The sequence below is a fragment of the Sagittula sp. NFXS13 genome, assembly GCF_040148795.1.
In the GTDB taxonomy this organism is placed as follows: Bacteria; Pseudomonadota; Alphaproteobacteria; order Rhodobacterales; family Rhodobacteraceae; genus Sagittula; species Sagittula marina.
Genome location: NZ_JAGEMH010000007.1, coordinates 1 through 23241, shown reverse-complemented (window position 1 = coordinate 23241; position 23241 = coordinate 1). Strand labels below are relative to the sequence as shown.

General features: G+C 60.9%; 27 protein-coding genes. 17 read left to right on the top strand and 10 right to left on the bottom strand.

Annotated elements, in window-relative coordinates:
- Window positions 1-85: 85 nt before the first annotated feature.
- Both J4E08_RS14580 and J4E08_RS14575 read right to left on the bottom strand, forming a co-directional pair.
- Window positions 86-430, bottom strand: a complete 345-nt coding sequence (locus tag J4E08_RS14580) for an ArsR/SmtB family transcription factor (protein ID WP_349539124.1) — start codon at window positions 428-430, stop codon at window positions 86-88.
- A gap of 15 nt (window positions 431-445) precedes the next feature.
- Window positions 446-781, bottom strand: a complete 336-nt coding sequence (locus J4E08_RS14575; RefSeq protein WP_349539260.1) for a thioredoxin fold domain-containing protein — start codon at window positions 779-781, stop codon at window positions 446-448.
- A 126-nt stretch (window positions 782-907) separates the two neighbouring features.
- On the opposite strand from J4E08_RS14575, the gene J4E08_RS14570 reads away from it, so the two are divergent.
- From J4E08_RS14570 to J4E08_RS14525, 10 genes are all read left to right on the top strand, one after another.
- Entirely contained in the window at window positions 908-1642 is a 735-nt protein-coding gene (locus J4E08_RS14570; protein WP_349539123.1) for a cytochrome c biogenesis CcdA family protein, read from the top strand.
- A 21-nt stretch (window positions 1643-1663) separates the two neighbouring features.
- Window positions 1664-2248 carry a thioredoxin family protein gene (locus J4E08_RS14565; RefSeq protein ID WP_349539122.1) on the top strand — a complete coding sequence of 195 codons (585 nt, stop codon included), beginning with the start codon at window positions 1664-1666 and terminating at the stop codon, window positions 2246-2248.
- Window positions 2249-2657: 409 nt separating this feature from the next.
- A complete protein-coding gene (gene soxX / locus J4E08_RS14560; RefSeq protein ID WP_349539121.1) occupies window positions 2658-3146 on the top strand; it encodes a sulfur oxidation c-type cytochrome SoxX in 489 nt (162 codons plus the stop codon).
- A gap of 63 nt (window positions 3147-3209) precedes the next feature.
- Entirely contained in the window at window positions 3210-3629 is a 420-nt protein-coding gene (soxY, locus tag J4E08_RS14555) for a thiosulfate oxidation carrier protein SoxY (RefSeq protein WP_183966210.1), read from the top strand.
- Between the two features lie 23 nt (window positions 3630-3652).
- Window positions 3653-3982 (top strand): thiosulfate oxidation carrier complex protein SoxZ, encoded by a 330-nt coding sequence (gene soxZ, locus J4E08_RS14550; protein WP_183966212.1) that lies wholly within the window; start codon window positions 3653-3655, stop codon window positions 3980-3982.
- A 62-nt stretch (window positions 3983-4044) separates the two neighbouring features.
- Entirely contained in the window at window positions 4045-4896 is an 852-nt protein-coding gene (soxA, locus tag J4E08_RS14545) for a sulfur oxidation c-type cytochrome SoxA (RefSeq protein WP_349539120.1), read from the top strand.
- Between the two features lie 96 nt (window positions 4897-4992).
- Window positions 4993-6693 (top strand): thiosulfohydrolase SoxB, encoded by a 1701-nt coding sequence (soxB, locus tag J4E08_RS14540; RefSeq protein ID WP_349539119.1) that lies wholly within the window; start codon window positions 4993-4995, stop codon window positions 6691-6693.
- Between the two features lie 95 nt (window positions 6694-6788).
- Entirely contained in the window at window positions 6789-8081 is a 1293-nt protein-coding gene (gene soxC, locus J4E08_RS14535; RefSeq protein WP_349539118.1) for a sulfite dehydrogenase, read from the top strand.
- A complete protein-coding gene (locus J4E08_RS14530; RefSeq protein ID WP_349539117.1) occupies window positions 8065-9318 on the top strand; it encodes a c-type cytochrome in 1254 nt (417 codons plus the stop codon). Before soxC ends, J4E08_RS14530 begins: the two co-directional genes overlap by 17 nt.
- A 330-nt stretch (window positions 9319-9648) precedes the next feature.
- Complete coding sequence (locus J4E08_RS14525) at window positions 9649-10563, top strand: cation diffusion facilitator family transporter (RefSeq protein WP_349539116.1); 915 nt, start codon at window positions 9649-9651, stop codon at window positions 10561-10563.
- On the opposite strand, the gene J4E08_RS14520 is transcribed toward J4E08_RS14525, so the two are convergent.
- A complete protein-coding gene (locus J4E08_RS14520) occupies window positions 10560-11765 on the bottom strand; it encodes an FAD-binding domain-containing protein (protein WP_349539115.1) in 1206 nt (401 codons plus the stop codon). The genes J4E08_RS14525 and J4E08_RS14520 overlap by 4 nt on opposite strands.
- A 159-nt stretch (window positions 11766-11924) precedes the next feature.
- Between J4E08_RS14520 and J4E08_RS14515 the strand changes: the two genes are divergently transcribed.
- The 3 genes from J4E08_RS14515 to J4E08_RS14505 all read left to right on the top strand — a co-directional run bounded on the left by J4E08_RS14515 (window position 11925) and on the right by J4E08_RS14505 (window position 14439).
- Window positions 11925-12554 (top strand): ATP-dependent Clp protease proteolytic subunit, encoded by a 630-nt coding sequence (locus J4E08_RS14515; RefSeq protein ID WP_183966226.1) that lies wholly within the window; start codon window positions 11925-11927, stop codon window positions 12552-12554.
- Window positions 12555-12729: 175 nt separating this feature from the next.
- The gene (clpX, locus tag J4E08_RS14510; RefSeq protein WP_183966228.1) at window positions 12730-13992 is read left to right on the top strand and encodes an ATP-dependent Clp protease ATP-binding subunit ClpX; all 1263 of its coding nucleotides are present in this window, start codon (window positions 12730-12732) and stop codon (window positions 13990-13992) included.
- Between the two features lie 90 nt (window positions 13993-14082).
- Window positions 14083-14439 carry a RidA family protein gene (locus J4E08_RS14505; protein ID WP_349539114.1) on the top strand — a complete coding sequence of 119 codons (357 nt, stop codon included), beginning with the start codon at window positions 14083-14085 and terminating at the stop codon, window positions 14437-14439.
- 2 nt (window positions 14440-14441) lie between these two features.
- Here J4E08_RS14505 and J4E08_RS14500 read toward each other — a convergent pair whose 3' ends face one another.
- The gene (locus J4E08_RS14500; protein ID WP_349539113.1) at window positions 14442-16238 is read right to left on the bottom strand and encodes an FkbM family methyltransferase; all 1797 of its coding nucleotides are present in this window, start codon (window positions 16236-16238) and stop codon (window positions 14442-14444) included.
- Window positions 16239-16574: 336 nt separating this feature from the next.
- Between J4E08_RS14500 and J4E08_RS14495 the strand changes: the two genes are divergently transcribed.
- Genes J4E08_RS14495 through J4E08_RS14485 form a run of 3 tightly spaced genes read left to right on the top strand, consistent with a single transcriptional unit; the run spans window position 16575 to window position 17751 of the window.
- A complete protein-coding gene (locus tag J4E08_RS14495) occupies window positions 16575-16955 on the top strand; it encodes an NADH:ubiquinone oxidoreductase subunit NDUFA12 (protein WP_349539112.1) in 381 nt (126 codons plus the stop codon).
- On the top strand, window positions 16952-17398 hold the full coding sequence (mlaD, locus tag J4E08_RS14490; RefSeq protein ID WP_349539111.1) for an outer membrane lipid asymmetry maintenance protein MlaD: 447 nt from the start codon (window positions 16952-16954) through the stop codon (window positions 17396-17398). Before J4E08_RS14495 ends, mlaD begins: the two co-directional genes overlap by 4 nt.
- Entirely contained in the window at window positions 17395-17751 is a 357-nt protein-coding gene (locus J4E08_RS14485; RefSeq protein ID WP_183966233.1) for a DUF2155 domain-containing protein, read from the top strand. Before mlaD ends, J4E08_RS14485 begins: the two co-directional genes overlap by 4 nt.
- A gap of 7 nt (window positions 17752-17758) precedes the next feature.
- Here J4E08_RS14485 and aat read toward each other — a convergent pair whose 3' ends face one another.
- From aat to accB, 4 genes are all read right to left on the bottom strand, one after another.
- Complete coding sequence (gene aat, locus J4E08_RS14480; RefSeq protein WP_349539110.1) at window positions 17759-18400, bottom strand: leucyl/phenylalanyl-tRNA--protein transferase; 642 nt, start codon at window positions 18398-18400, stop codon at window positions 17759-17761.
- 163 nt (window positions 18401-18563) lie between these two features.
- The gene (locus tag J4E08_RS14475) at window positions 18564-18761 is read right to left on the bottom strand and encodes a hypothetical protein (RefSeq protein WP_183966235.1); all 198 of its coding nucleotides are present in this window, start codon (window positions 18759-18761) and stop codon (window positions 18564-18566) included.
- 278 nt (window positions 18762-19039) lie between these two features.
- The gene (gene accC, locus J4E08_RS14470; protein WP_349539109.1) at window positions 19040-20389 is read right to left on the bottom strand and encodes an acetyl-CoA carboxylase biotin carboxylase subunit; all 1350 of its coding nucleotides are present in this window, start codon (window positions 20387-20389) and stop codon (window positions 19040-19042) included.
- Between the two features lie 10 nt (window positions 20390-20399).
- Window positions 20400-20894 (bottom strand): acetyl-CoA carboxylase biotin carboxyl carrier protein, encoded by a 495-nt coding sequence (gene accB / locus J4E08_RS14465; protein WP_349539108.1) that lies wholly within the window; start codon window positions 20892-20894, stop codon window positions 20400-20402.
- Between the two features lie 527 nt (window positions 20895-21421).
- On the opposite strand from accB, the gene J4E08_RS14460 reads away from it, so the two are divergent.
- On the top strand, window positions 21422-21586 hold the full coding sequence (locus tag J4E08_RS14460; RefSeq protein WP_349539107.1) for a hypothetical protein: 165 nt from the start codon (window positions 21422-21424) through the stop codon (window positions 21584-21586).
- Between the two features lie 100 nt (window positions 21587-21686).
- On the opposite strand, the gene J4E08_RS14455 is transcribed toward J4E08_RS14460, so the two are convergent.
- Both J4E08_RS14455 and J4E08_RS14450 read right to left on the bottom strand, forming a co-directional pair.
- Window positions 21687-22436: a hypothetical protein gene (locus J4E08_RS14455; RefSeq protein WP_349539106.1), complete on the bottom strand. Its 750-nt coding sequence runs from the start codon at window positions 22434-22436 to the stop codon at window positions 21687-21689.
- A gap of 611 nt (window positions 22437-23047) precedes the next feature.
- A partial coding sequence (locus J4E08_RS14450) for a hypothetical protein (RefSeq protein ID WP_349539105.1) occupies window positions 23048-23241 on the bottom strand: 194 nt, incomplete at its 5' end.

Here is a 23241-nt window from a genome sequence, read left to right as displayed (position 1 = left end):
TGGCTGAGCGAGTATGAGGAGGATGGTATTGAAATTCAAGTTTTTGATTATGATTATATGTTCGCGCGCACCCTGCCGGTGGCCTTCAGGCGTCGTCGGCGCAGAACAGTTCGTATACGGTTTCCAGCATCTTGCGCGGACGATCGTCGGCGAGGCGATAGTAGATCGCCTTGCCATCGCGACGCGGCACCACCAGCCCCTCAAGCCGCAGGCGTGACAATTGCTGACTGACCGCCGCCTGACGGGCAGAGAGCAAGTCCTCCAGCTCCGTCACGGATTTCTCACCGCTGACGAGGTGGCAGAGGATCATCAAGCGTCCCTCATGGCTGATTGCCTTCAGAAATGCGGAGGCCGCAGTCGCCTTGTCTGCGATCTTGTCCAGTTCTTCCTCGGACAGGTCGTCATGAAATACAGGTAGGGACACGTTCATGTCTTTTCTTCTTTGTCACTCTTGCGGCACAAAATCGGTGTTCGTTTCAAGAAGTTTGGAAAGCAGCGGCCAAAAGAAATCCTGGCCCACATAACCTTCCATGCGGGCGATTTCCTGTCCATCCTCCACAAGTATGAAGGTCGGTGTAAACATGACACGGCGGTCGTATGTGACGCCCTCGGGCGCGCCGGCACGCAGATCGGCACGCTGCAATGGGGCAAACTGGCCTTCTTGCGTCTTGTCGTAGGCGGGCGCGATCTCGTCATCCCACGCGGCGCAATAGGCGCAGCCGGGCTGTTCGACCATGATCAGCGACAGATCGGACGCAGCCACGGGCAGCGCCCACACCATAAGCCCCACCGCCGCACACCGGATCGTTGAAAAGAAACTTGCCACTCCGGTCCTGCCCCGATTGACCTCTGCTTTAACCGACAACATAATCTGAATATATGAATTATTCAAGGAAAGGCGCGCAGCGTGGTTGATGCCTCTTTCGGCTATGCCCTTTTTATGGGCTTTCTCAGTTTTTTCTCGCCCTGCATCCTGCCGATGGTGCCGTTTTACCTGTGTTACATGGCCGGGCTGTCCATGTCCGAGCTGCGCGCGGATGAGGGGATTGCCCCCGGCGCGCAGAAACGGTTGATCGTCTCGGCGATCTTCTTTTCGCTCGGCGTCACGACGATCTTTGTCTTGATCGGCATGGCCGCCGCAGGGGTGGGGGCGCTTTTTGCCGACAGCATGGACATCCTGCGCTACGTGGCTGCGGCAGTTCTGGCGATCTTCGGTCTGCATTTCCTTGGCGTTATCCGGGTGCCGTTCCTCTATCGAGAGGCACGGATGGAAAGTCAGGCGGACCCCAAGACCGTCCTTGGCGCCTACGCCATGGGGCTTGCCTTTGGCTTTGGCTGGACGCCCTGCGCGGGGCCTGCGATCTCTGCCATTCTGGCCATCGCCATGATGGGCAGCGTGACCAAGGGCGGCACGCTGTTGCTGGTCTATGGCATTGGCATGACAGCGCCGTTTGTGGTGGCGGCGCTGTTCTCCGGCGCGTTCCTGCGCTGGTCTGCGCGGCACCGGGACAAGCTCGCCTACGTTGAAAAGGTCATGGGCGTCATGCTGTTGCTCTTTGCGGTTCTCATCGCGACGAATACAGTGAACTATATCGCGGAACTGATGCTGCGTCTGGTGCCCAGCTGGGGACGGATCGGTTAACGAAAGCAGAGGGAGGATGACATGAAGGCATGGATCGGAACGGCCGCAGCGATCTTGATGGCGCTGCCCGTCTGGGCGCAGGACATCGGCGATGATGGCCTGCACAAAACGCCGTGGATGCGCGACACCTTCAAGGATCTGAGCGAAGACCTCGAAGAAGCCAATGCCGAGGGCAAGCGGCTGGTGATCTTCTTTGAGCAGCGCGGCTGTATCTACTGCACTCAGATGCACGAGGAGGTCTTCTCTGATCCGGAGGTCTCTGACTACATCGCGGATAACTACTTCGTCGTGCAGATGAACCTGCATGGTTCGACCGAGGTGACCGACCTTGACGGCGAGGCGCTGACAGAGAAGCAGGCCGCGCGCAAATGGCGGGTGCTGTTCACGCCCAGCATCATCTTCCTGCCGGAAGAAGCGCCCGAAAACACCAGCGCGGCAGAGGCCGCCGTGGCCGTCATGCCCGGCGCCTTTGGCAAGGGCACAACGCTGGATATGTTCACCTGGGTCGCCGAAAAGCGCTACGACACGGTCGACGAAACCGGCGAGGACTTCCAGCGCTATCACGCGCGGCGCATCCAGGAACGGTCCGACGGGGCCACCGACTGACATCCTCCCGAATCGTGACCGACGGGGCGGCGCCTAAAACGCGCCGCTCGTTTTCCACCATTGGTCGCGGGTATGACCAGCGGTTCAGCCTTTGGTTGCCCACCGGCCCGCCGAGCGGTGCATCAAAAGCCGAAACATCGGGTTTGTGCGTTCCCGGAACCTGACAATCCTGAACCAAAGCCTGTCCGCCCGTGCGAACATTATGATATTGTTAATGTCTGGCGCGCAGCCTTGCGCGTACGGCATGGTCCGATAAGGAACGATTGACGGTTACGACTTTTGTCTGAAAGCTCCAAAAATTCATATCCGTGAATTTGTTGTTGCGTGAAGCAGCGGTGGTGGCCTACGGTAGAGACAAGCCAGTGCAGAGGTCAGCCTTTGCATGGGCGCGCAAGCCTAGGGAGGGAACATGAGGCTTACAGCAATTGCAGCAGCGGTGACGCTGGTGGCGGGAGTGGCACACGCCGAAAGCCATAGCGGCGCGGTAGCCCCCACAGACGTTCAATACGGCGAAACCGGTGCGGTAGCCACGTCCCTCAGCGGGATGCCGGGCGATGCCGCCAATGGTCAGGTCGTGTTCTCGACAAAATCCATGGGCAACTGCGTGTCGTGTCACGCGGTCGCGCAACTAACCGATGTGCCCTTTCAGGGCGAAGTCGGGCCGGAACTGACCTGGACGGGCGAGTCCCGCTCCGAAGAGGAACTTCGCGGCATCGTCGCCAACGCCAAGATGTCCTTCGAAGGCACGGTCATGCCGGCGTTCTACAAGACGAACGGCTACATTCGTCCTGGCAATGGCTACACCGGAAAGGCCGCGGAAGGCGATTTGCCACCGATCCTGACGGCACAGCAGGTCGAGGACGTTGTCGCCTTCCTGCTGACCCTCAAAGAGCAATGATCGCCAGCGCGATCAAACGACCCTGATCGCGTCCAGCGATCTACTGATTAAGGAGAACTGAGCATGGATTTCACGCGTCGTGAAACGCTGGCACTGGGTGCTGGCGCCGCGCTGATGACAGTCCTGCCGCTGCGGGCCTATGCGGCCACAACGGACGAACTGATCGCAGAATTCACCGGTGGGGCAGATATTGCCGACACCGGCATCGACTTCACGGCCCCGGAAATCGCCGAGAACGGCAACACCGTTCCGATTTCCGTTTCGGCCGAGGGCGCCTCGGCCATCATGGTGCTGGCCTCCGGCAACCCGACCCCGCCGGTTGCAACCTTCAACTTCGGCCCGCTCGCAGGCTCGCACTCGGCATCGACCCGCATCCGGCTTGCCGGAACGCAGGACGTGATCGCCATTGCAAAGCTTGCGGACGGATCCTTCGCCCGCGCGTCCAAGACCGTAAAGGTCACCATCGGCGGCTGCGGCGGCTAAACAGTTTATCAGGAGAATAGAACATGGCAGACGGTGTTAAGCCCCGCGTCAAGGCCCCGAAAACGGCCGCAGCTGGCGAAGTTGTCACGCTGAAGACCCTGATTTCTCACCCGATGGAATCAGGCCAGCGCAAGGACAGCGACGGCAATACGATCCCCCGGTCGATCATCAATCGCTTCACCTGCGACTTCAACGGCGAGAACATCATCGACGTGAAGATGGAGCCGGCGATCTCGACCAACCCTTACTTCGAATTCGAAGCCAAGATCCCCGAAGCCGGTGATCTGAAGTTCACCTGGTACGACGACGATGGCTCTGTCTACGAAGAGACCAAGTCGGTCGCCATCGGCTAATCGGTTCTCTCTGCCCCGCTGCGCGAGCGGGGCAGGGCGCGCCTTCAGGGAGGGAAATGACAATGAAATTCAAGGCAATGACGGCCATAGCCGCACTGCTGCTCGCCCCCGCCGCTTTTGCCGGTGGGGCCGATGACGATGTCCTCGTCATCAATGGCGAGATCGAAATGACCACCAAGGCAGACGCCCCGGCGCACCTCGACGGCGCGTTGGATCAGGTGATCTCTGGCTGGCATTTTCGTGCGGACGAGACGCAGCAGCTCGAAACCGATGATTTTGAAAACCAGGGCATGATCTTTGTCGATCAGGCCATCGACCAGTGGAACACCGCCGCGGGCTCCGAGGGCAAGTCCTGTGCCGATTGTCATGGCGCGCCCGAGGACAACATGGCGATGGTCACCGCGACCTACCCCAAGTACGACAGCGACGCCGGTGAGCTGCAAACCGTTCAGATGCAGATGAACGAGTGCCGCACCGAGCGCATGGGCGCCGACCCATGGAAATACGACTCCAGCGCTGCCGTGAACATGGAAGCGCTCATCGCCTCCGTCGGTCGTGGCACGCCGGTTCAGGTGGCCATCGACGGTGACGCCGCGCCCTACTACGAGCAGGGCAAGGAGATGTATTACACCCGTTACGGCCAACTCGAACTGTCCTGCGCGAACTGCCACGAGGAAAACTTCGGCAACTACATCCGTGCCGACCACCTCAGCCAGGGCCAGATCAACGGCTTCCCGACCTACCGCCTGAAGAACGCCAAGCTCAACGGTGTGCAGTCGCGGTTCAAGGGTTGCATTCGTGACACCCGTGCGGAAACCTTCTCGCCCGGGTCCGACGAATTTGTCGCTCTGGAGCTGTATGTGAAATCGCGCGGCAACGGCCTCTCGGTCGAAGGCCCCTCTGTCCGCAACTAAGATCCCGTCGCCCCGCGTGTCCAAGGATGCGCGGGGTTTCGTGCTTACAATTCATTCACACATGCGCATGTGTGTCATGAGAGAAAGACCCTCCCCATGATCTCAAGACGCGATTTCCTGCAAGTGTCCATGGCGGCCTCCGCGCTGATCGGGGCCTCCGGCTTCGGCAACTGGTCCCGGCTGGCCGCGCAGCAACGCCTGACGCAGGATCAACTGCTGAACTTCGACACCTTCGGCAATGTCAGCCTGATCCACGTCACAGACATCCACGCGCAGCTGAAACCCATCTACTTCCGCGAGCCATCGGTGAACATCGGTGTCGGTCGCAACCGGGGGGAGGTGCCGCATGTGACCGGCGCCGACTTCCGCAGGCTCTACGGCATCGAGGACGGCTCGCCGTCGCATTACGCGCTGTCGTCGGGGGATTTCTCCTCTCTGGCGCAGGCCTACGGCAAGGTCGGCGGGCTGGACCGCGTCTCGACCGTGATCAACTCCATCCGCGCCGACAGGCCGGACGCGCTGCTTCTCGACGGCGGCGACACATGGCACGGCTCCTACACCTGCCACCACACCCAAGGGCAGGACATGGTGAACGTCATGAACGGGCTGAAGCCTGACGCCATGACTTTTCACTGGGAATTCACCCTTGGCGCCGACCGCGTGACCGAGCTGGTCGAGGGGCTGCCCTTCGCCGCGCTGGGTCAGAACATCTTTGACGCTGAATGGGATGAACCGCTGCCGGACCTCTTCCCGCCGTACAAGTTCTTTGAACGCGGCGGGGTAAAGATCGCCGTGATCGGTCAGGCCTTCCCCTATCTGCCCATCGCCAACCCGCGCTGGATGTTCCCGGAATTCTCCTTCGGCATCCGCGACGAGAACATGCAAGCCATGGTGGACGAGGTCCGCGCCCAGGGGGCCGAGCTCGTCGTTGCCCTGTCGCACAATGGCTTTGACGTGGACAAGAAGATGGCCTCCGTCGTCACCGGCATCGACGTCATCCTCTCCGGCCACACCCATGACGCGCTGCCCGAACCGGTTCTGGTGGGGGAAACCATCATCGTCGCCTCCGGCAGCAATGGTAAATTCGTCTCCCGCGTGGATCTGGACGTGCGCGATGGCCGCATGATGGGCTTCCGGCACAAGCTGATCCCGATCTTCTCCGATGTGATCGAACCCGACGCTGCCATGACAAAGCTGATCGACGACCAGCGCGCGCCCTTCGAGGCGCAGCTCAAGGAGGTCATCGGCACCACGGACGAGCTGCTCTATCGACGCGGCAATTTCAACGGCACGTGGGACGATCTGATCTGCAATGCGCTGATCTCCGAGCGGGACGCCGACATCGCCATGTCGCCCGGTGTGCGTTGGGGGCCGTCGCTGATACCCGGTGACGACATCACGCGCGAAGACATCTGGAACGTCACCTCCATGAGCTACGGCGAAGCCTATCGCTCTGAAATGACGGGTGAATTCATCAAGGTGATCCTCGAGGACGTGGCCGACAACATCTTCAACCCCGACCCCTACTACCAGCAGGGCGGCGACATGGTGCGCATCGGGGGCATGGGCTACCGCATCGACGTGACCAAGCCGCAGGGCGAACGGATTTCCGAGATGACGCTGCTCAAAACCGGCGAGGCCATCGACCCGGTCAAGACCTATGTCGTCGCGGGCTGGGCGTCCGTGAACGAGGGCACAGAAGGCCCGATGATCTGGGATGTGGTCGAAGATCACATTCGCAAGCAGGGCACCGTCAAGCTCGACCCGAACACCTCCGTTGAGGTCGTCAACGGCTGAACCAACATGGCCCGGCGTCATCGCGCGTCCGGGCCAATTTTCTCAACCATTTATTCACATAGATGAATGAAATGATCTGATGAGGAGATAGACTCATGTCAGACACTCCATCCGAAAAATCCCCGGGGCTGGCCTCGCGTCGGCAGTTCCTGTCCGGGGCAGCGGCCCTCGGGGCAGGGGCCGTGGCCGCGACCGGTGCGCGCGCCGCCGGTCCTGACCCGCTGATAACCGAGGTGCAGGATTGGGCCACCGGGCTTGGCGATGGCGTGGACGCCACGCCTTATGGCATGCCGATCCGGTTCGAGGATGATGTCATCCGCCGCAACGTCGACTGGCTGACCGCTGATACGATCTCCTCGATCAACTTCACGCCGATCCACGCGCTCGACGGCACCATCACCCCGGCGGGCTGTGCGTTCGAGCGTCACCACTCCGGCGCGATCGAACTGGCGAAGGACGATTATCGTCTGATGATCAACGGCTTGGTCGACCGGCCGCTGGTCTTTACCTACGCCGATCTGGAGCGGTTCCCACGCGAACAGCACGTCTACTTCTGTGAATGTGCCGCCAACACCGGCATGGAATGGGCGGGGGCACAGCTGAACGGCGTGCAGTTCACCCACGGCATGATCCACAACATGGAATACACCGGCGTGCCCCTGCGCACCCTGCTGGCCGAGGCGGGGTTGGACCTCGCCGGCGACCTCTCTGACAAATGGGTCTACGTCGAAGGCGCGGATGCATCGTCGAACGGCCGCTCGATCCCGATGGACAAGGCGCTCGACGATGTGCTGGTCGCGTTCAAAGCCAATGGCGAGGCGCTGCGCAAGGAACATGGTTACCCCGTGCGCCTCGTCGTGCCGGGCTGGGAAGGCAACATGTGGGTCAAATGGCTGCGCCGGATCGAAGTGACCGACCAGCCCGTCGAATCGCGCGAAGAGACCTCCAAATACACGGATACGCTGGCCGACGGCACCTCGCGCAAATGGACCTGGGTCATGGATGCGAAATCCGTTGTGACCTCGCCCAGCCCGCAGGCCCCCATCACCCACGGCCCCGGCCCGATGGTCATCACCGGCATGGCGTGGTCCGGTCACGGCAAGATCACCCGCGTGGACGTGTCCAAGGACGGCGGCAAGACCTGGCAAACCGCACGTCTGGCGCAGGACGGCGCGAACAAGGCGCTCGCCCGCTTCTACCTCGACACCACGTGGGAGGGCGAAGACTGGCTGCTGCAGTCGCGCGCCATCGACGAGACGGGATATGTGCAACCGACGAAGGCGCAGCTGCGCGCCGTGCGTGGCCTTAACTCGATCTACCACAATAACTGCATTCAGACCTGGCATGTGAAAGCCAATGGGGAGGCCGAAAATGTCGAAGTCTCTTAATCTATACGCAGGCTCGGCGCTCGGCGTTGGTCTGACCTTGATGGCGGCCTATACGTTCGCGGATCGCAACGTGGCGGACGCCCCGGCCAATCCGCCGGTGCTCGCAGCCGCGCCTGCGCAGCTCCCGGGCTCACACGCGCCAGCCCAGGCAGCTGCCACTGGCTCGACCGATCAGGGCGGGGGCTTGTTCATCGGGGCTGCCCATGCGGACACAGTAACCGATGGTGCGCGCTTTGGCCTGGGCCGCGAGGCGCTCCCCGAGGAGGTTGCCGCCTGGAACGTGGACGTCTCGCCCGATGGTACGGGTCTGCCCGATGGCTCCGGCACCGCAATGGAGGGTGAGCCGCTGTTCGAGGAGACCTGCGCGGCCTGCCACGGCTCCTTTGCCGAGGGGGTTGGCAATTGGCCGAAGCTCGCAGGCGGTGACGGCACGCTCGCCGATGCCGACCCTCTGAAGACGGTTGGCTCCTACTGGCCCTACCTGTCGACCGTCTGGGACTACGTGCACCGCTCCATGCCCTTCGGCAATGCGCAGAGCTTGTCCGACGATGAGGTTTACGCCATCGTGGCCTACATCCTGTATTCCAACGACATGATCGAAGACGACTTCGAGCTCTCGCGCGACACCTGGGATCAGGTCGAGATGGAAAACGCCGACGGCTTCATCGTCGATGACCGGGCCGAGGCCGAGTATGCCGCATGGCGGACGGAGCCTTGCATGGAAGGCTGCAAGGACACGGTGGAAATCACCATGCGCGCCACCGTGCTGGACGTCACCCCGGAGGAGGAAGGCGACACCACCGCCACAGAGGCCGCGACGGAGATGACCCACTCCAATGACGCAGCCACGGTAAAGCCCGAGGAGGAGAGCACGCAGGCGGACACCGAGGTTCAGGAGGTGGCGGCCGAAGCACCTGCCGCGCCGGACCCGGAACTCGTGGCCGCCGGTGAGAAAGTCTTTCGCAAATGCAAGGCCTGCCATCAGGTGGGCGAGGGCGCGGCGAACAGGACCGGACCCGTGCTCAACGGTGTCGTCGGTGCCGACATCGCAGGGGTCGAGGACTTCAACTACTCCGGCGCCATGTCGTCGATGGAGGGCAACTGGACAGTGGAGGCGCTCTCGGCATTCCTTGCCAAGCCACGCGACTATGTGAAGGGCACCAAGATGGCCTTTGCCGGACTGCGCAAGGACGACGACATCGCCGCTGTCATTGCCTATCTTCAGGCGCAGGATTGATAGGATCGAAGCAGGGGCTTGCGCATGCAGGCCCCCGCTTATCCCGCCTGCCGGTGTAACGTTGGTTGAGCTGCCAGAGAGGGGCCTGCGCAAGCCGCTACAGAAAATTGTCAGCTGACAATTTACGGGTACCAGCTTTGCCATGAGCCAACCTGCCCAGAGCGTAACTGGTACACGGTCATCAAAGAGACAGGATCCGGCTGATACGGGCGCGAGATCGGGTGGGGCTTGTTGAACTTATCGTGAAGACGGAGGTGTCAGCCGCGCTTTGTCTGGCGGCAAGTCCGTGGGTGGCTTGACCTTTTGTCAACGGGGGCGCTTTTTGTCGGCATGCCACATGGACACCATCATCATCACCACGTCAGCGCCGAAGACGGAGACACACGCGTCGCTTGGGCGGTCGCGGTCAACGTCGGCCTGACGGTCGTGCAGGTCGTTGGCGGCCTGCTGTCGGGCAGTCTCTCTATGATCGCCGACGCGCTACACAATCTTTCCGACGCTGTGAGCCTTTTGATCGCGGTCTGGGCGCGGAGAATCGCGCGCAGGCCTGCCGACGACAGCATGACCTTCGGGTATGGCCGGGCAGAGGTCGTGGCCGCGCTTGTCAATCTGACGACGCTGATCGTGATTGGTCTGTATCTCGCCTACGAAGCGGTGATGCGCTTTTTCGAGCCTCAACCCGTGGCAGGATGGATGGTTGTTATCATCGCGGGCTTCGCCCTTGCCGTGGACCTCGTGACAGCCGCGCTGACATGGGCGATGGCAAAGGACAGCGTGAACATGCGCGCGGCGTTCTTGCACAATGTGGCCGACGCGCTTGGATCCGTGGCCGTGATGCTGGCGGGGACGTTGATCCTCATCTTTGGGTGGACGTGGGTGGACCCTGCGGTGACGCTTGGGATCTCTGGGTATATCCTTTGGATGGCGTTTGGTGAAATCGGCGAGGTGGTCCGTATTCTGATGTTGGGCGCACCGCCGCGCCTGCCGTCGGAGCAGGTGTTGCGCACGGCGGAGGGCGTTGCAGGCGTGGACAACATCCATAACGCACATCTGTTTCAGATTGATGAACACCGTAGCGCCTTGCAGGCCCACGTGGTGATTTCAGCCGGGGAATGGACCCGGGCCGACGCCATCAAGACGGAGATCAAGGCCCGGCTCGATGCCGCGCACGGGCTGAGCCACGTCACACTGGAGGTGGAATGCGCGGCTCATAGCTGTGCGCATCCGGCGCGAATCGGCGCTTAGACGGATTCGAGACCGCGAATTGCGCCCAGCAGAGACGGGATGTGGTCCTTGAACTTGAAGAACCCCTTGGTGGCGTGCGGCCATGCGCGGGCGTCGTAGGCGCGTAACGCGCGGCGCACCGGCAACCCCTCCATCAGCGCGAGGTTTTCCGCCACGGGACCGACTGTGGCGTAGGGCGTTACGATCTGCTCCGCTCCCGCGGCCAGCGCGGCAGAGACCGCCTGTCCCGGCGCGCAGGGGATCACCTCGCCCAACTGGTCGCCCAACCGCGTGGTTGCGTCCAGCAGGGCGCCGCTGCGAAAGCTCTGAACCTTGTCGGACATGGCCAACGGGGTCATGCGTTCGGAAGGGGGCAGCATCACCGTCACCACAGGTCGCAACCCCGCCTGCAAAAGCCAGTCTGGCGACAGATCATCCTTGTGCAAAAGCAGAGCAGAAGGGCGCGCGAAATCAATGTCTTCCGGTATTGGCGCGTCCGTTGGAGACGGGTTTTCAAAGCCCTCGACAGCCGGGGCTTCTGTCGCAAGTTCGCCCTCTTTCGGGGTGAAGCGGCCTTCGGTGTATCTGGCGATATTGTCCGGCTCCGCAAGGTAGGTCTTGCCGCGCGTTTGCAACCCCGCGACCCAGCGCCATGACAAGGTGTTCGAGGCGGGATCGCCGTCGAGCAGATGCCGCAAGAAGAAGTCCGCGCCCAACTGCCACGGCAGGCCGAGGGTGAAGATCCAGATCGAGGCGAACCACATGCGGGCGTGATTGTGCAGGTAGCCAGTTTGGGCCAGTTCCTGCGCCCAATGATCGAAGCAGGCGATGCCGGTATCGCCCTTGCAGGCATCCTCCCAACGCTGGCGCAGCCCGTCCTGGGTTTGCAGGTCGTCCCAGGCGCGCAACAGGTCTGCCTGATAGGAGGTCCAGACGGCCGGACGCCTTTCCAGCCAGCCTTTCCAGTAGGTGCGCCAGAACACTTCGGAGATGAAGCGGCTGGCGGCATCGGGAGAATGCGCGGCCATGACGGCGCGCAGCACCTCTTCTTCGGTTATCAACCTTTGGCTGATATAGGGCGACAGGCCCGACACAGCGCCGTGGTGCCCCGCGCCCCGATCAAATCCCCTCTGCTCTGCATAAGTTTTCCCGGCGAGGGGTACAAAACGCCGCAAAGCTTCAAGGCCGGCGGAGCGAGTCGGTTCAATGGGATGATCGTTCATAAACAGTATGCTAGACCCGGCAGGCACAAGTTCAAGCGGATCTTTGCCGGAATCGTGATGCGTCGCCGCCCCTTGCAGCCCCTCCGGCCGGATACTAAGACTCAATTAACACTGAAGATATAGTAACGCTTCTTGAAGCAGCAGCAGGCGAGATACCGAATGCAAGATCCCATCGAAACCTACATGAACCTCGTTCCAATGGTGGTCGAACAGACCTCCCGCGGGGAACGCGCCTATGACATTTTCTCCCGCCTGCTGAAGGAACGCATCATCTTCCTTAACGGGCCTGTGCATGATGGCATGTCGTCCCTCATCGTGGCGCAGCTGCTGCACCTTGAGGCGGAGAACCCGTCCAAGGAAATATCCATGTACATCAACTCGCCGGGTGGTGTGGTGACCTCCGGCCTGTCGATCTACGACACGATGCAGTACATCAAGCCGAAGGTGTCCACGCTGGTCATCGGTCAGGCGGCGTCCATGGGGTCGCTGCTGCTGACCGCCGGCGCGCCGGGCATGCGCTACTCGCTGCCGAACTCGCGCATCATGGTGCACCAGCCCTCCGGCGGGTATCAGGGTCAGGCGACGGACATCATGATCCACGCCGAAGAGACGCTGAAGCTGAAGAAGCGTTTGAACGAGATTTACGTGAAGCACACCGGCCAGACCTACGAGGCAGTGGAATCCGCGCTGGAGCGTGACAACTTCATGGATGCCCAGAAGGCCAAGGATTGGGGTCTTATTGACGAGATCGTGACCAACCGTGTGCCGGATGAAGAAAAACAAAGTTGATCTGTCTGGCCCCCTCCGCGTTAGGGATGGGGCCAATTTTCGGATTGTGGCGCTCCGGTGGGTGCCCTAAGCTGTCCGAATACTGGCGCACAGCGTGTGTTGCGACCGCCCGACGCGGTCGCGCAGCGGCACACGCAGACGACGAAAACCGGGCGACCCGGGAAAGGTGCTGAGCATGGCGACGAATTCAGGTGGTGACAGCAAGAACACGCTCTACTGCAGTTTCTGCGGCAAGAGTCAGCACGAGGTGCGCAAGCTGATCGCGGGGCCGACCGTGTTCATCTGCGACGAGTGTGTTGAGCTGTGCATGGACATTATCCGCGAGGAAACGAAGGGCGCCGGGCTGAAATCAGCTGACGGTGTGCCGACGCCGCGCGAGATCTGTGAAGTCCTTGACGATTATGTGATCGGGCAGGCGAAGGCCAAGCGCGTTCTGTCTGTCGCGGTCCACAATCACTACAAACGTTTGAACCACGCGGCGAAGTCTTCGGACATTGAGCTGGCGAAATCGAACATCCTTTTGATCGGTCCGACCGGCTGCGGTAAGACGCTGCTGGCGCAGACCCTGGCGCGTATCCTTGACGTGCCCTTCACGATGGCCGACGCGACCACACTGACCGAAGCCGGTTACGTGGGCGAGGACGTGGAGAACATCATCCTGAAGCTGCTTCAGTCGTCCGAATACAACGTTGAACGTGCGCAGCGCGGCATCGTGTACATCGACGAAGTGGACAAGATCACCCGTAAGTCGGAGAACCCGTCCATTACCCGCGACGTGTCAGGCGAGGGTGTTCAGCAGGCTCTGCTCAAGCTGATGGAGGGGACCGTGGCCTCGGTTCCGCCGCAGGGCGGGCGCAAACATCCGCAGCAGGAATTCCTGCAAGTGGACACCACCAACATTCTGTTCATCTGTGGTGGCGCATTTGCGGGTCTGGATCGGATCATCAAGCAACGCGGCAAGGGATCGGCCATGGGCTTTGGTGCCGATGTGCGCGATGACAGCGAGCAGGGCATTGGCGAGACATTCCAGGAGCTCGAGCCTGAAGACCTGCTGAAATTTGGTCTGATCCCGGAATTCGTCGGCCGTCTGCCTGTCGTGGCGACGCTGGAAGATCTGGATGAGGACGCTCTGATCACCATTCTGACCCAGCCGAAGAACGCTCTGGTCAAGCAGTACCAGCGCCTGTTCGAGATGGAAGATACCGACCTGACCTTCACCGATGACGCTTTGTCGTCCATCGCCAAGAAAGCGATCGAACGGAAGACCGGTGCACGTGGTCTGCGCTCCATCCTTGAAGGCATCCTGTTGGATACGATGTTCGAACTGCCCGGCATGGATGAAGTGACGGAGATTGTCGTCAACGAAGAGGCCGTCGGCACCGACGCCAAACCGCTGATGATCTATGGCGACCAAAAGAAGGAAGAAGCGTCCGCCTGACGGAGCTTTTCTGACCGGACAACAGGGCGGGGTTTTCCCCGCCCTTTTTCGTGGGTAAGGCTCAAGCATATCAGGTCAAGGAGACAACAAATGACCATCAAGCGCATTCACACTGGTAGCCCATTTGAGGCCAAGATCGGCTATTGCCGCGCTGTCGTGGCCGGGGGATTTGTCCACGTGGCAGGGACTGTCGGGCAGGGGGATACGGTGCAGGACCAATGTCGGGCCGCGCTGGACGTGATCCGCACGGCCCTCGAAGAGGCCGGGAGCAGCTTTGATAAAGCGGTGCGCGTCAATTATTACCTGCCGGACGCGGCGGAGTTCGAGGCGTGCTGGCCGATCCTCACCGAGGCGTTCGGTGACAACCCGCCCGCCGCCACCATGGTGGAATGCAACTTGATCGACCCTAAATACCGGATCGAAATCGAACTGACCTGCCTCGCGTAAGGTCAGTCCCTCGGCGTATCGGTGACCAATTTGTATTGCGCGCCGAGCGCCGATTGCAGGTCCGCCTGCGCTGGTTGCTCCCATGCGGGGCCATCTGAAATGAAACCGCCAGCAATCAGGTCGCGCTGCGTGGCGGCAAAGTCCGGCTCTCCGATCCAGAGGCGTTTGCGGGGGGTGTCCAGACGTTGCCACATCCGCAGCAGCCGATTGACCAACAGCGGCTTTGCTCCGGTGAAGCTTTCGATATGGGTCGCGATATGACCGGTGGCTGCAGATTCGCGGCGCAACAGGACGGCCACGTCGGTTTCCGCTTTGCCGACGAAGGCGTAAAGGTGCAGCGCGGATCCTTCGGCCGCGATCACCTTTTTTGCGGCGCGATAGCGGGCGATCTGAACCTCCAGAGAATGCTGTTGGGGATGGAAAACCTCGTAGCCCTCCGCCTGCAAAGCGATTTCCAGACGGTCCTCCCCGAGCAGCGCGCCCCGTGCAGGGCCAAGTTGCGAGCGGCTGATGTATAGCTTTTCGGGCCCATGCGGTTTGACGGTCGAGGCGAATTTTTCGGCCATGACAGCACGGTATTCCGGTGTGCCTTGGCTTATCTCGCCCAATCCAAACCCCTGGCCCGGCACGACAAGGTTTTCGACAATCAGGGGACTGCGGGCCTCGTGGATGTCCAGGGTGCAGCCGAGCAGATCAAGGAAGGCGCGTTGAAAGGACGGAGGCGGCCCCTCGACATTGGGGTTCTTGGGAACGAAAATGATCCCGCTGAAGTCGCTTTGATCGAGTTGTGCGAGGGCCCAAAGCCGCGTGATGCTTTCTGTCACGAAGTGAGGGAAGTAGCGCCATAAGGTGCCGCCCCACAGCCATTTGCCCGGCAGGATTGTGGTCTCTTTTTCCGCAGGCCGGAAAGGGGCAACGGTGAGAAGCCGTATGCTACGCCACAAATTGCCATGCGCCACAGACGTTCCATCCGCGGTCAAAACGCCGGTGGTCTGGACATGCTTCCTCTCGGTCGGGGGGACGACGAAGGCATCCTTGAGAGCGACAATTTCGCGGGACCAGCCACTGTCGGGATCTGGCGGCACCGCGCCGAAGTCGCGCCGCTCACAGGTCCAGACGAAGCGTGTCGAGACGTCGCTGTTCTTTTGAAAGCCTGCCGCCCGCAGGATGTCCTTGCACTGCACAGCCCCCTCGCGCCCGTAGTGGTCGGGATGAAACTCGATCACCATGGCGCGTATGGTGCTGAGATCTGCATGCCTCAGAAAATCGAGCTCGCCGCCTTCGATGTCGATCACCAGCACATCCGGCCTGAAGTCGCGGACCAGCTTGGCAAAATTCACTGTCGGAATATCGACGGGGGTGGTTTTGCGGTTGTCACTCTTGATCAGCGAGGATGCGAGGTATGTGCTGCGCAAATGGAAGGTCACGGTGCTGGGCTGGTCCGGCCCGGTCAGAACGATTTGGTTGCGCACTTCCATGCGGTCGGTGAGATGATTGAGCGCGTAGAGCTCTTTGATATGCGGGATGAGACTCGGATTGGCCTCAAAGGACAAAACAGCGTCTGGTTTCGCGTTGCGTGCGATCACTGCCCCCACCACGCCCAGCCCTGTGCCCATTTCGAGCACGCGGTCCCCTTCTCGGACGATGGACAGGGCGCCGGCGATCTCCGTGCCTTCGTAGCGGGCTTCTTTCATGCGTTTGACGCGCATGTCGTTCAAAAACGGGGAAAAGGGAACCCGCACGCCCTTGCACAGAGCTGCGACAGCCTGATCTTTCATCTTTGCTGGCCTATCGGTCATGGGGCATGGCTTCTTTTGTCTAGTGCATACACGGCTTGGGTCTTTTGCGGGAGATATTTCCCTATCCCGCTATGTTTTCAAAGTGTCCGTATCCGGTTTGACGGGGCGGGTGTCGGTTTTACCGCGTTTTGCTCGGGAAACAGGTTGAGGCGATGATGACCGGGAGCCAACTTGTCCGGGAAGCTTGGCAAGGGGCGGCTGCAATCCAGACAGGGTTGACGAACTGCAGCGACTTTGGCGAAAAATCGCGTGATGAGGGTGATTTGCGGCGTTCCGACCACTGGACGGGCCGGGCGAGATTCGCCATACAGGCAGGGAAACCTGAAGGAGTCGTCCATGGGCATTGTCAAAACCCTTCTGCGCGCCGTCACTTGGTGGAATGGCGCCACGCTCAACACGCTTCTCTGGACGAAGCGTCACGGCACCAAAGTTGGTGAAGATGAGCAGGGCAATGCCTTTTACCAAAGCAGCGAAGGCCGGCGTTGGGTCATCTTCAACGGTGAATCCGAAGCTTCGCGCGTGTCCCCTGACTGGCACGGCTGGCTGCACCACACCTTTGACGAAAAGCCGGGGGACCGGCCTTTGACCCATAGGGCGTGGGAAAAACCGCATCAGGAAAATCTGACCGGCACCGCGTTGGCCTATGCGCCGCCGGGATCGATCCGAAGCCCGCTGCCCGTCGAACGGTCCGATTACGAGGCATGGTCGCCCGAATGACTCAATCCGCTGGCGAGGTGGCGCTGGGTGGCGTTGTCCTGGCGGGTGCGCTGGCCTTCGGCATCTATACTGTGCAGAGCACCGGGTTCTCGCTGGCACGCGATGGCTACGACCTGACCGCGTCCTTTCGGTCGATTGAGGGCGTGAGCGTCGGTACCGATGTGCGTCTTGGCGGGGTCAAGGTTGGAACCGTCACGGATATTCAACTCAACCCGCAGACATATCGGGCGGATACCGTGGTGACGGTGTCGGACGCTGTGCAGATCCCTGACGACAGCGCCATCGTGATCGCGTCAGAGGGGCTGTTGGGCGGCAACTATGTCGAGATTTCACCCGGTGGCTCACCGTTCTTCTTTGCCGAAGGGGATGAGATTCTGGACACGCAAGGGTCGGTCAGCCTTCTTTCCCTTCTTTTGAAATATGTCGGAGGCAGCAACGAATGAAGCGGTTTCTCAGTATTCTGGCGCTTTGCCTGCCTGTCGCAGTGTCCGCCCAGGAAGCGGTCAATCCGGGCACCGGTGCTGTGCTGCGTGGTCTGGATAAGCTCAACGCCAAAGTTGCGGACTTCACCCTTCCTAATGGCGGGATGGAAGTGATTGGTCTGATGGAGGTCAATCTTCGCGAATGCCGTTATCCGGCAGGTGATCCCACGGGGAACGCCTATGCCTACCTGACAATTCGCGAAGCTGGCGTCGCTCAGCCGGTCTTTGACGGGTGGATGATCGCGGGGTCGCCGGCCCTGAACCCGCTGGACCACGCGCGTTACGACGTTTGGGTTCTGCGCTGCACAACATGAGCGTGGCTTAAACGCGCCTCGTACCTCGGAGCAGATGCACCACATCATTGGCGTCGGCGGGCAGGGGGCGTGTGATCGGCTGCGGGTCCGTGTCTATGGCTTCGGACAGTTGAGCGCGGTAGTCGGCTCTCGTGATCTCTCGACCGCCCAGAGAGGCCAGATGCGGCGTCAGGAACTGCGTGTCGAACAGCGTGAAGCCGCAGGAACGCAGGTGCGCGACAAGCCACGACAGGGCGATTTTCGAGCCATCTGTGATGCGTGAGAACATGCTTTCTCCGCAGAATGCGCTGCCGACGGAAACACCATAGATTCCGCCGACGAGGCGATCCTCCTGCCAGACTTCGAGCGAATGCGCATAGCCCAGGGCGTGAAGTTCAGCGTACAGAGACAGGATTTCGGCGTTGATCCATGTCTCCGGCCGATCTGCGCAGCCTTCGATAACCTCGGTGAAGGCGCAGTTCAGGGTGACGCTGTAATCTGCGCGGCGCAGGCGTTTGGCCAAGCTGCGGGAGAGATGGAAACCGTCCAGCGGAATGATCCCCCGGCGGCGCGGATCGACCCAAAAGATTTCCGGATCATCGCGGCGTTCCGCCATCGGAAAGATACCAGACCGATAAGCATGGAGAAGAAGTTCAGGCGTGACGGTCATGATCCGCAGTCTTGGGCCAGCTTAGCTGTTCGCGCAAGGCCTACTAGCTCAACGGTGGATCCGCAAACGCTTGTGTTCATGTCAGATCAGACAAAACAAAAACGACGAGGCTTTCGCCTCGTCGCCTTTAATATCAATTGGCGTGAGCCAATCATGCACGTAATCAGTCGTTTGTGCCAGTCGAGGAGTCCGACTTGGACTCAGCCGCTGCAACTGCGACGACGACGGCAACGCCACCGATGATAGCCAGCGCCGGGATGGCGGACAGCTGTGTGGAGACGAACGGATCTGCTTCCTGAGCAGATGCGGCGAAGGGGGCTGCTGCCAGCAGAGCAACGGCTGCGATCTTTGCGAATTTCATTTCAATGCACCTTTGTTTAAGTGGTCCTAAGGGTCGTATAACAGTCTAGGCGCGGTGTCTGTCAATACGAATGACAGCAATTCGCGCCTGTGACTTATAATAGCGCCTTGTTGCTGTTGATCCAGCACAGTTGTTAGGCGCATTACCGCGCAATGGGCCGGATTCATCAGTCAAATACGAGGAACTTTTCAATTTCGAATTTTAGAAATATTGGAAACTGATTGAATTGCCGTGGCGTCATTTGATCGGAGCGCACCTCGCTCCGATCAAATTGATTCTTAAGACAAAGGACCTGATTCGAGCCATTTCTCCAGCCAGTGAATATTGTATTCGCCGGTGTGGATGTCTTTCTCCTGCAAGAGCGCATGGAAAAGCGGCACAGTGGTGTCGACGCCATCCACGATCAGCTCTCCCAGGGCGCGATTCAGGCGCGCCAGTGCCTCTGGTCGGTCGCGGCCGTGGACGATCAGCTTGGCGATCAAGCTGTCGTAGTAGGGCGGGATCCGGTAGCCGTCGTAAAGCGCGGAGTCCATGCGGACGCCAAGGCCGCCGGGCGCGTGGAAGTGCGAAATCGTGCCCGGAGAGGGGCGAAATTCCGGGAGCTTTTCGGCGTTGATCCGGACCTCGATGGCGTGGCCGTTGATCTTTAGGTCATCTTGGGTGAAGGACAGCTTTTCGCCCGCAGCGACGCGAATTTGCTCGCGGACAAGGTCCACGCCGAAAATCGCCTCGGTGACCGGGTGTTCGACCTGAAGGCGGGTGTTCATCTCGATGAAGTAGAATTCGCCGTCCTCGTACAGGAATTCGACGGTGCCCGCGCCACGGTAGCCCATTTGGGCAATGGCATCGGCGCAGATCTTGCCGATGCGCGCACGCTCTGACGCGGTGATTGAGGGGCCGGGGGCTTCCTCGAACACCTTCTGGTGGCGCCGCTGGAGGGAGCAATCGCGTTCACCCAGGTGCACGCCGCCGCCCTGACCGTCACCGAACACCTGAATTTCGATGTGGCGCGGTTTTTGCAGGTACTTCTCGATGTAGACTTCGTCGTTGCCAAAGGCCGCTTTGGCCTCGGACCGCGCCGTCAGGAAGGCGCGCTCCATCTCGGCCTCGGAGGTGGCGACCTTCATGCCGCGCCCGCCGCCACCGGCGGTGGCCTTGATGATCACGGGATAGCCGAAGTCCGCGCCGATCTGTTTGGCCTCTTCAAGCGTGGCGACACCGCCAGCAGAGCCGGGCACGCACGGAATACCAAGCTCCTTGGCGGTCTCCTTGGCGGTGATCTTATCCCCCATCATGGCGATATGTTGCGCCGAGGGGCCGATGAAGGTGATGTCGTGGTCTTCGACGATCTGCACAAAGCGCTGGTTTTCAGAAAGGAAACCGTAACCGGGGTGAATCGCCGTGGCCCCCGTGACTTCACAGGCAGAGATGATCGCCGGAATGGACAGATAGCTTTCCGCGCCGGACGCCGGTCCGATGCAGATGGTTTCGTCCGCCATGCGCACATGCATGGCATCGCTGTCAGCGGTGGAGTGCACCGCGACCGAGGGGATGCCCATCTCGCGGCAGGCACGGATCACCCGCAGGGCAATCTCGCCCCGGTTGGCGATAAGGATTTTGTCAAACATGCCGGGGCCTTTATTCAAGGATGACCAGAGGCGCGCCGTATTCGACGGGGGCGCCGTCCTCGACGAGGATGCGCTTGATCGTGCCGGAGCGGGGCGCCGGAATGTGGTTCATCGTCTTCATGGCCTCGACGATCAGCAGTGTGTCGCCTTCGGTGATCTGTGCGCCCACGGAAATGAACGACGGTGCGCCGGGTTCCGCCTGCATGTAGACCGTGCCGACCATGGGAGAGGTGACCGCGCCGGGGTGCGATGCGGGATCCTCGGGCATTTCAGCTGCGGCGGGGGCCGCGACTGGTGCCTGCGCTGCGGGGGCTGCCGACGGGGCGGCGGGCGCCTGCGCGGCGTAGGTCACTTGGGCCGGTGCCGTGCGTGCCACCCGGACGGTCAGACTGTCGTCTTCGCCGTATTCGCGGTTGACCTCCAACTCGGTCAGTTCGTTCTCTTGCAGAAGCTCTGCCAGAGCCTTGATAAAGGCCACGTCCGCTTCGTGGGTGTTTTTGCTCATAACGTCCTCGTGCCAAATAGCCTTGCCGCTAGCGCCAACGCGCGGCTTGTGGTGCTTATAGGTCAGGTTTCGGGCGGTGAAAAGCGACCGCATGCCGTGATATCGGGGGCAAATGGCAGTCTGATCCGGCTAAATTCGGCAAAATCCGGCTGGTGGTGGGAAAAAGCGAGGATGGCATGAACCTTTTGAACTGCTTGTTGCCGGCCGCAGAAGCTTCGCCGTAGGGCGGCGCTCTCCAGGATGGAACGGCGCTTTTCCCGGATTATGCCGGTTTTCGGGGGCGCGCCATGCGATGGGCGGTCGTGCTGATTGCATGTGCATCAAGATGGGCGATCGCGTCGTTGAATTCCTTTTGAGGGAACCTGATTGTCTGGTCGCTTTGTTCGGGATCTGGGCGGTCGGCGCGGTAGCGGTGCATTGTGGCGAAGTGGGCGGCTTGTGCGCGGTGATCTGGGTATGCCGGGGATGGGCAAAATCCGGTGGCGGCAGCCAAGACCCTGCGGGACGGCTGGCTTTGGACTGGGGACATGGGAACGCTGGACGCGGACGGTTGCCTGACGCTGAAGGTTCGGTCGAAAGACCTTATCATTTCCGGCGGCAGTACCATTTATCCACGCCAGGTTGAGGATGTGCTGCAATTTCTTCCTGGCGTGCTGGAGGTCTTGGTGATCGGACGCCCCGAACTTGAATGAGGCGAAGATGTGGTCGCCTTTGTGGTGCAGCGGGCCGCGTGCGGAGAGCTGGAACGCTTATTGGCCTTGAGCGGATCGCACGGTTCAAGCGTCCAGAGGCCTACCTGATGGTTGAATCACTGCCGAAAAACAGCAACGGCAAGGTGCTCAAGATATCGTTGCGCGAGATGCTGGCGGCTTCCTGATAAGCGGCGGGCGCCTGAGACATGGTCGGGGAGGGCTGCGTTTGCGGCGCGGGGGCCGCGCGCACGGGCATGTTCATGGGCGCGCGTTCCGGTGTGGGCGCGGCGCGGGTGGCAGCCAGCGGGTTCGTCTGGTTCTGGTTGGTTTTGGGCGGGCGGTTGAAGGGCGTTGCGGTCGGCCCAGCCACCGGACTGGGGCCAGCTGCGGTCACGCCATCCGCCGCGTTGGTGGAGGCCATGGCGTCCTCCGCGCTTTTGGTCTGATCGCTGTTGTTGGCAAAGGCGTTTGTGCCCCGGTTTTCTGCCAAGGCCACGCCCGTGGCAGGGATCGCATCTGCAAGCACCTTGCTGTCAACCAATGACTGGGTGCTGTCTTCTTTCTCGGGGGGGTTGGCCTCACCGACGATTTGGTCCTGCAACATCTGCGAGATCTTGATTTGCATGATTGATGGCGGTGGGTTGTGCGTCGTCGGGTCGGGCTTGTTCTGCGCCGCACGCCAAAAGCCAGAGGGGGATGTGGCGTTTCCCAACTGAGTCTCGGGCCTGCGGGCGTCGAGAATGGGTTGAACCTTTGTCACCGAGCGGGTGGTGTCCGGTGCGCCCGGCAGGCTGAGGGGATGCCCCGTGGCCAGTGGCGCACTCTGATAAGAGAGGCCTTCAAGTTGCATTTCAGTGCTCCGTCCAGCTTGCCCCACCGCTGCGTTCAGTTAGCCCCACCGGACTACTCTAACATATAGAGAACATCTTCGCAGCGGGACCGGTCAAAATGGAAGGACTTTCACATCCCTTGATTAGCAACACCTAAAACCGTGATGCTCTTGGAAACAATGCGCGAGGATACCCTGCGGTCGTTAACGGGCTTTGTGAAATGGCAGTCACAAGGGGTCGCGCTAAATGTTTCGGGTCGTCGGGTGCCCGGTGTGATCTCTGTGACGACAGCGGGATAGGGGACCTTGTCCGGTCAGCGTTTAAGTGCCTGCGAAACAGACCGAAGGGCGCGGGAGGGCTTTATCGAAAGGCATGTCTGGATTGCCGCGCCGACGTATTGCCGAGGCCGCCCGGATGATCTCAGGGTCAAATCGGATTGCCAGCGAGACAGGGGACCGGCGGGCCAGAGGGCGTGGTCACAGGCTAGCCATTTTATACGATTACAGGATCGGCGAGCTGACCATTCAGCCTTACCAGCTAAAAAGCTGACACCCGCATGGGGGGGTGTGCAATGGCGCCCAACTCAGTGGAAGAGAGGCACCATTGCTTGTTTACCAACGATTATATCGACTCATTCGCCCCGGTTCATGCGGTTTTCGATGAGGTCATCGACCACCTGTGGTTCTGCGAGGGTGGATGTGTCGCCGAGCGCGCCGTAGTCGTTTTCGGCGATCTTGCGCAGGATGCGGCGCATGATCTTGCCGGAGCGGGTTTTCGGCAGGCCCGGCGCCCACTGGATCAGATCCGGCGAGGCGATGGGGCCGA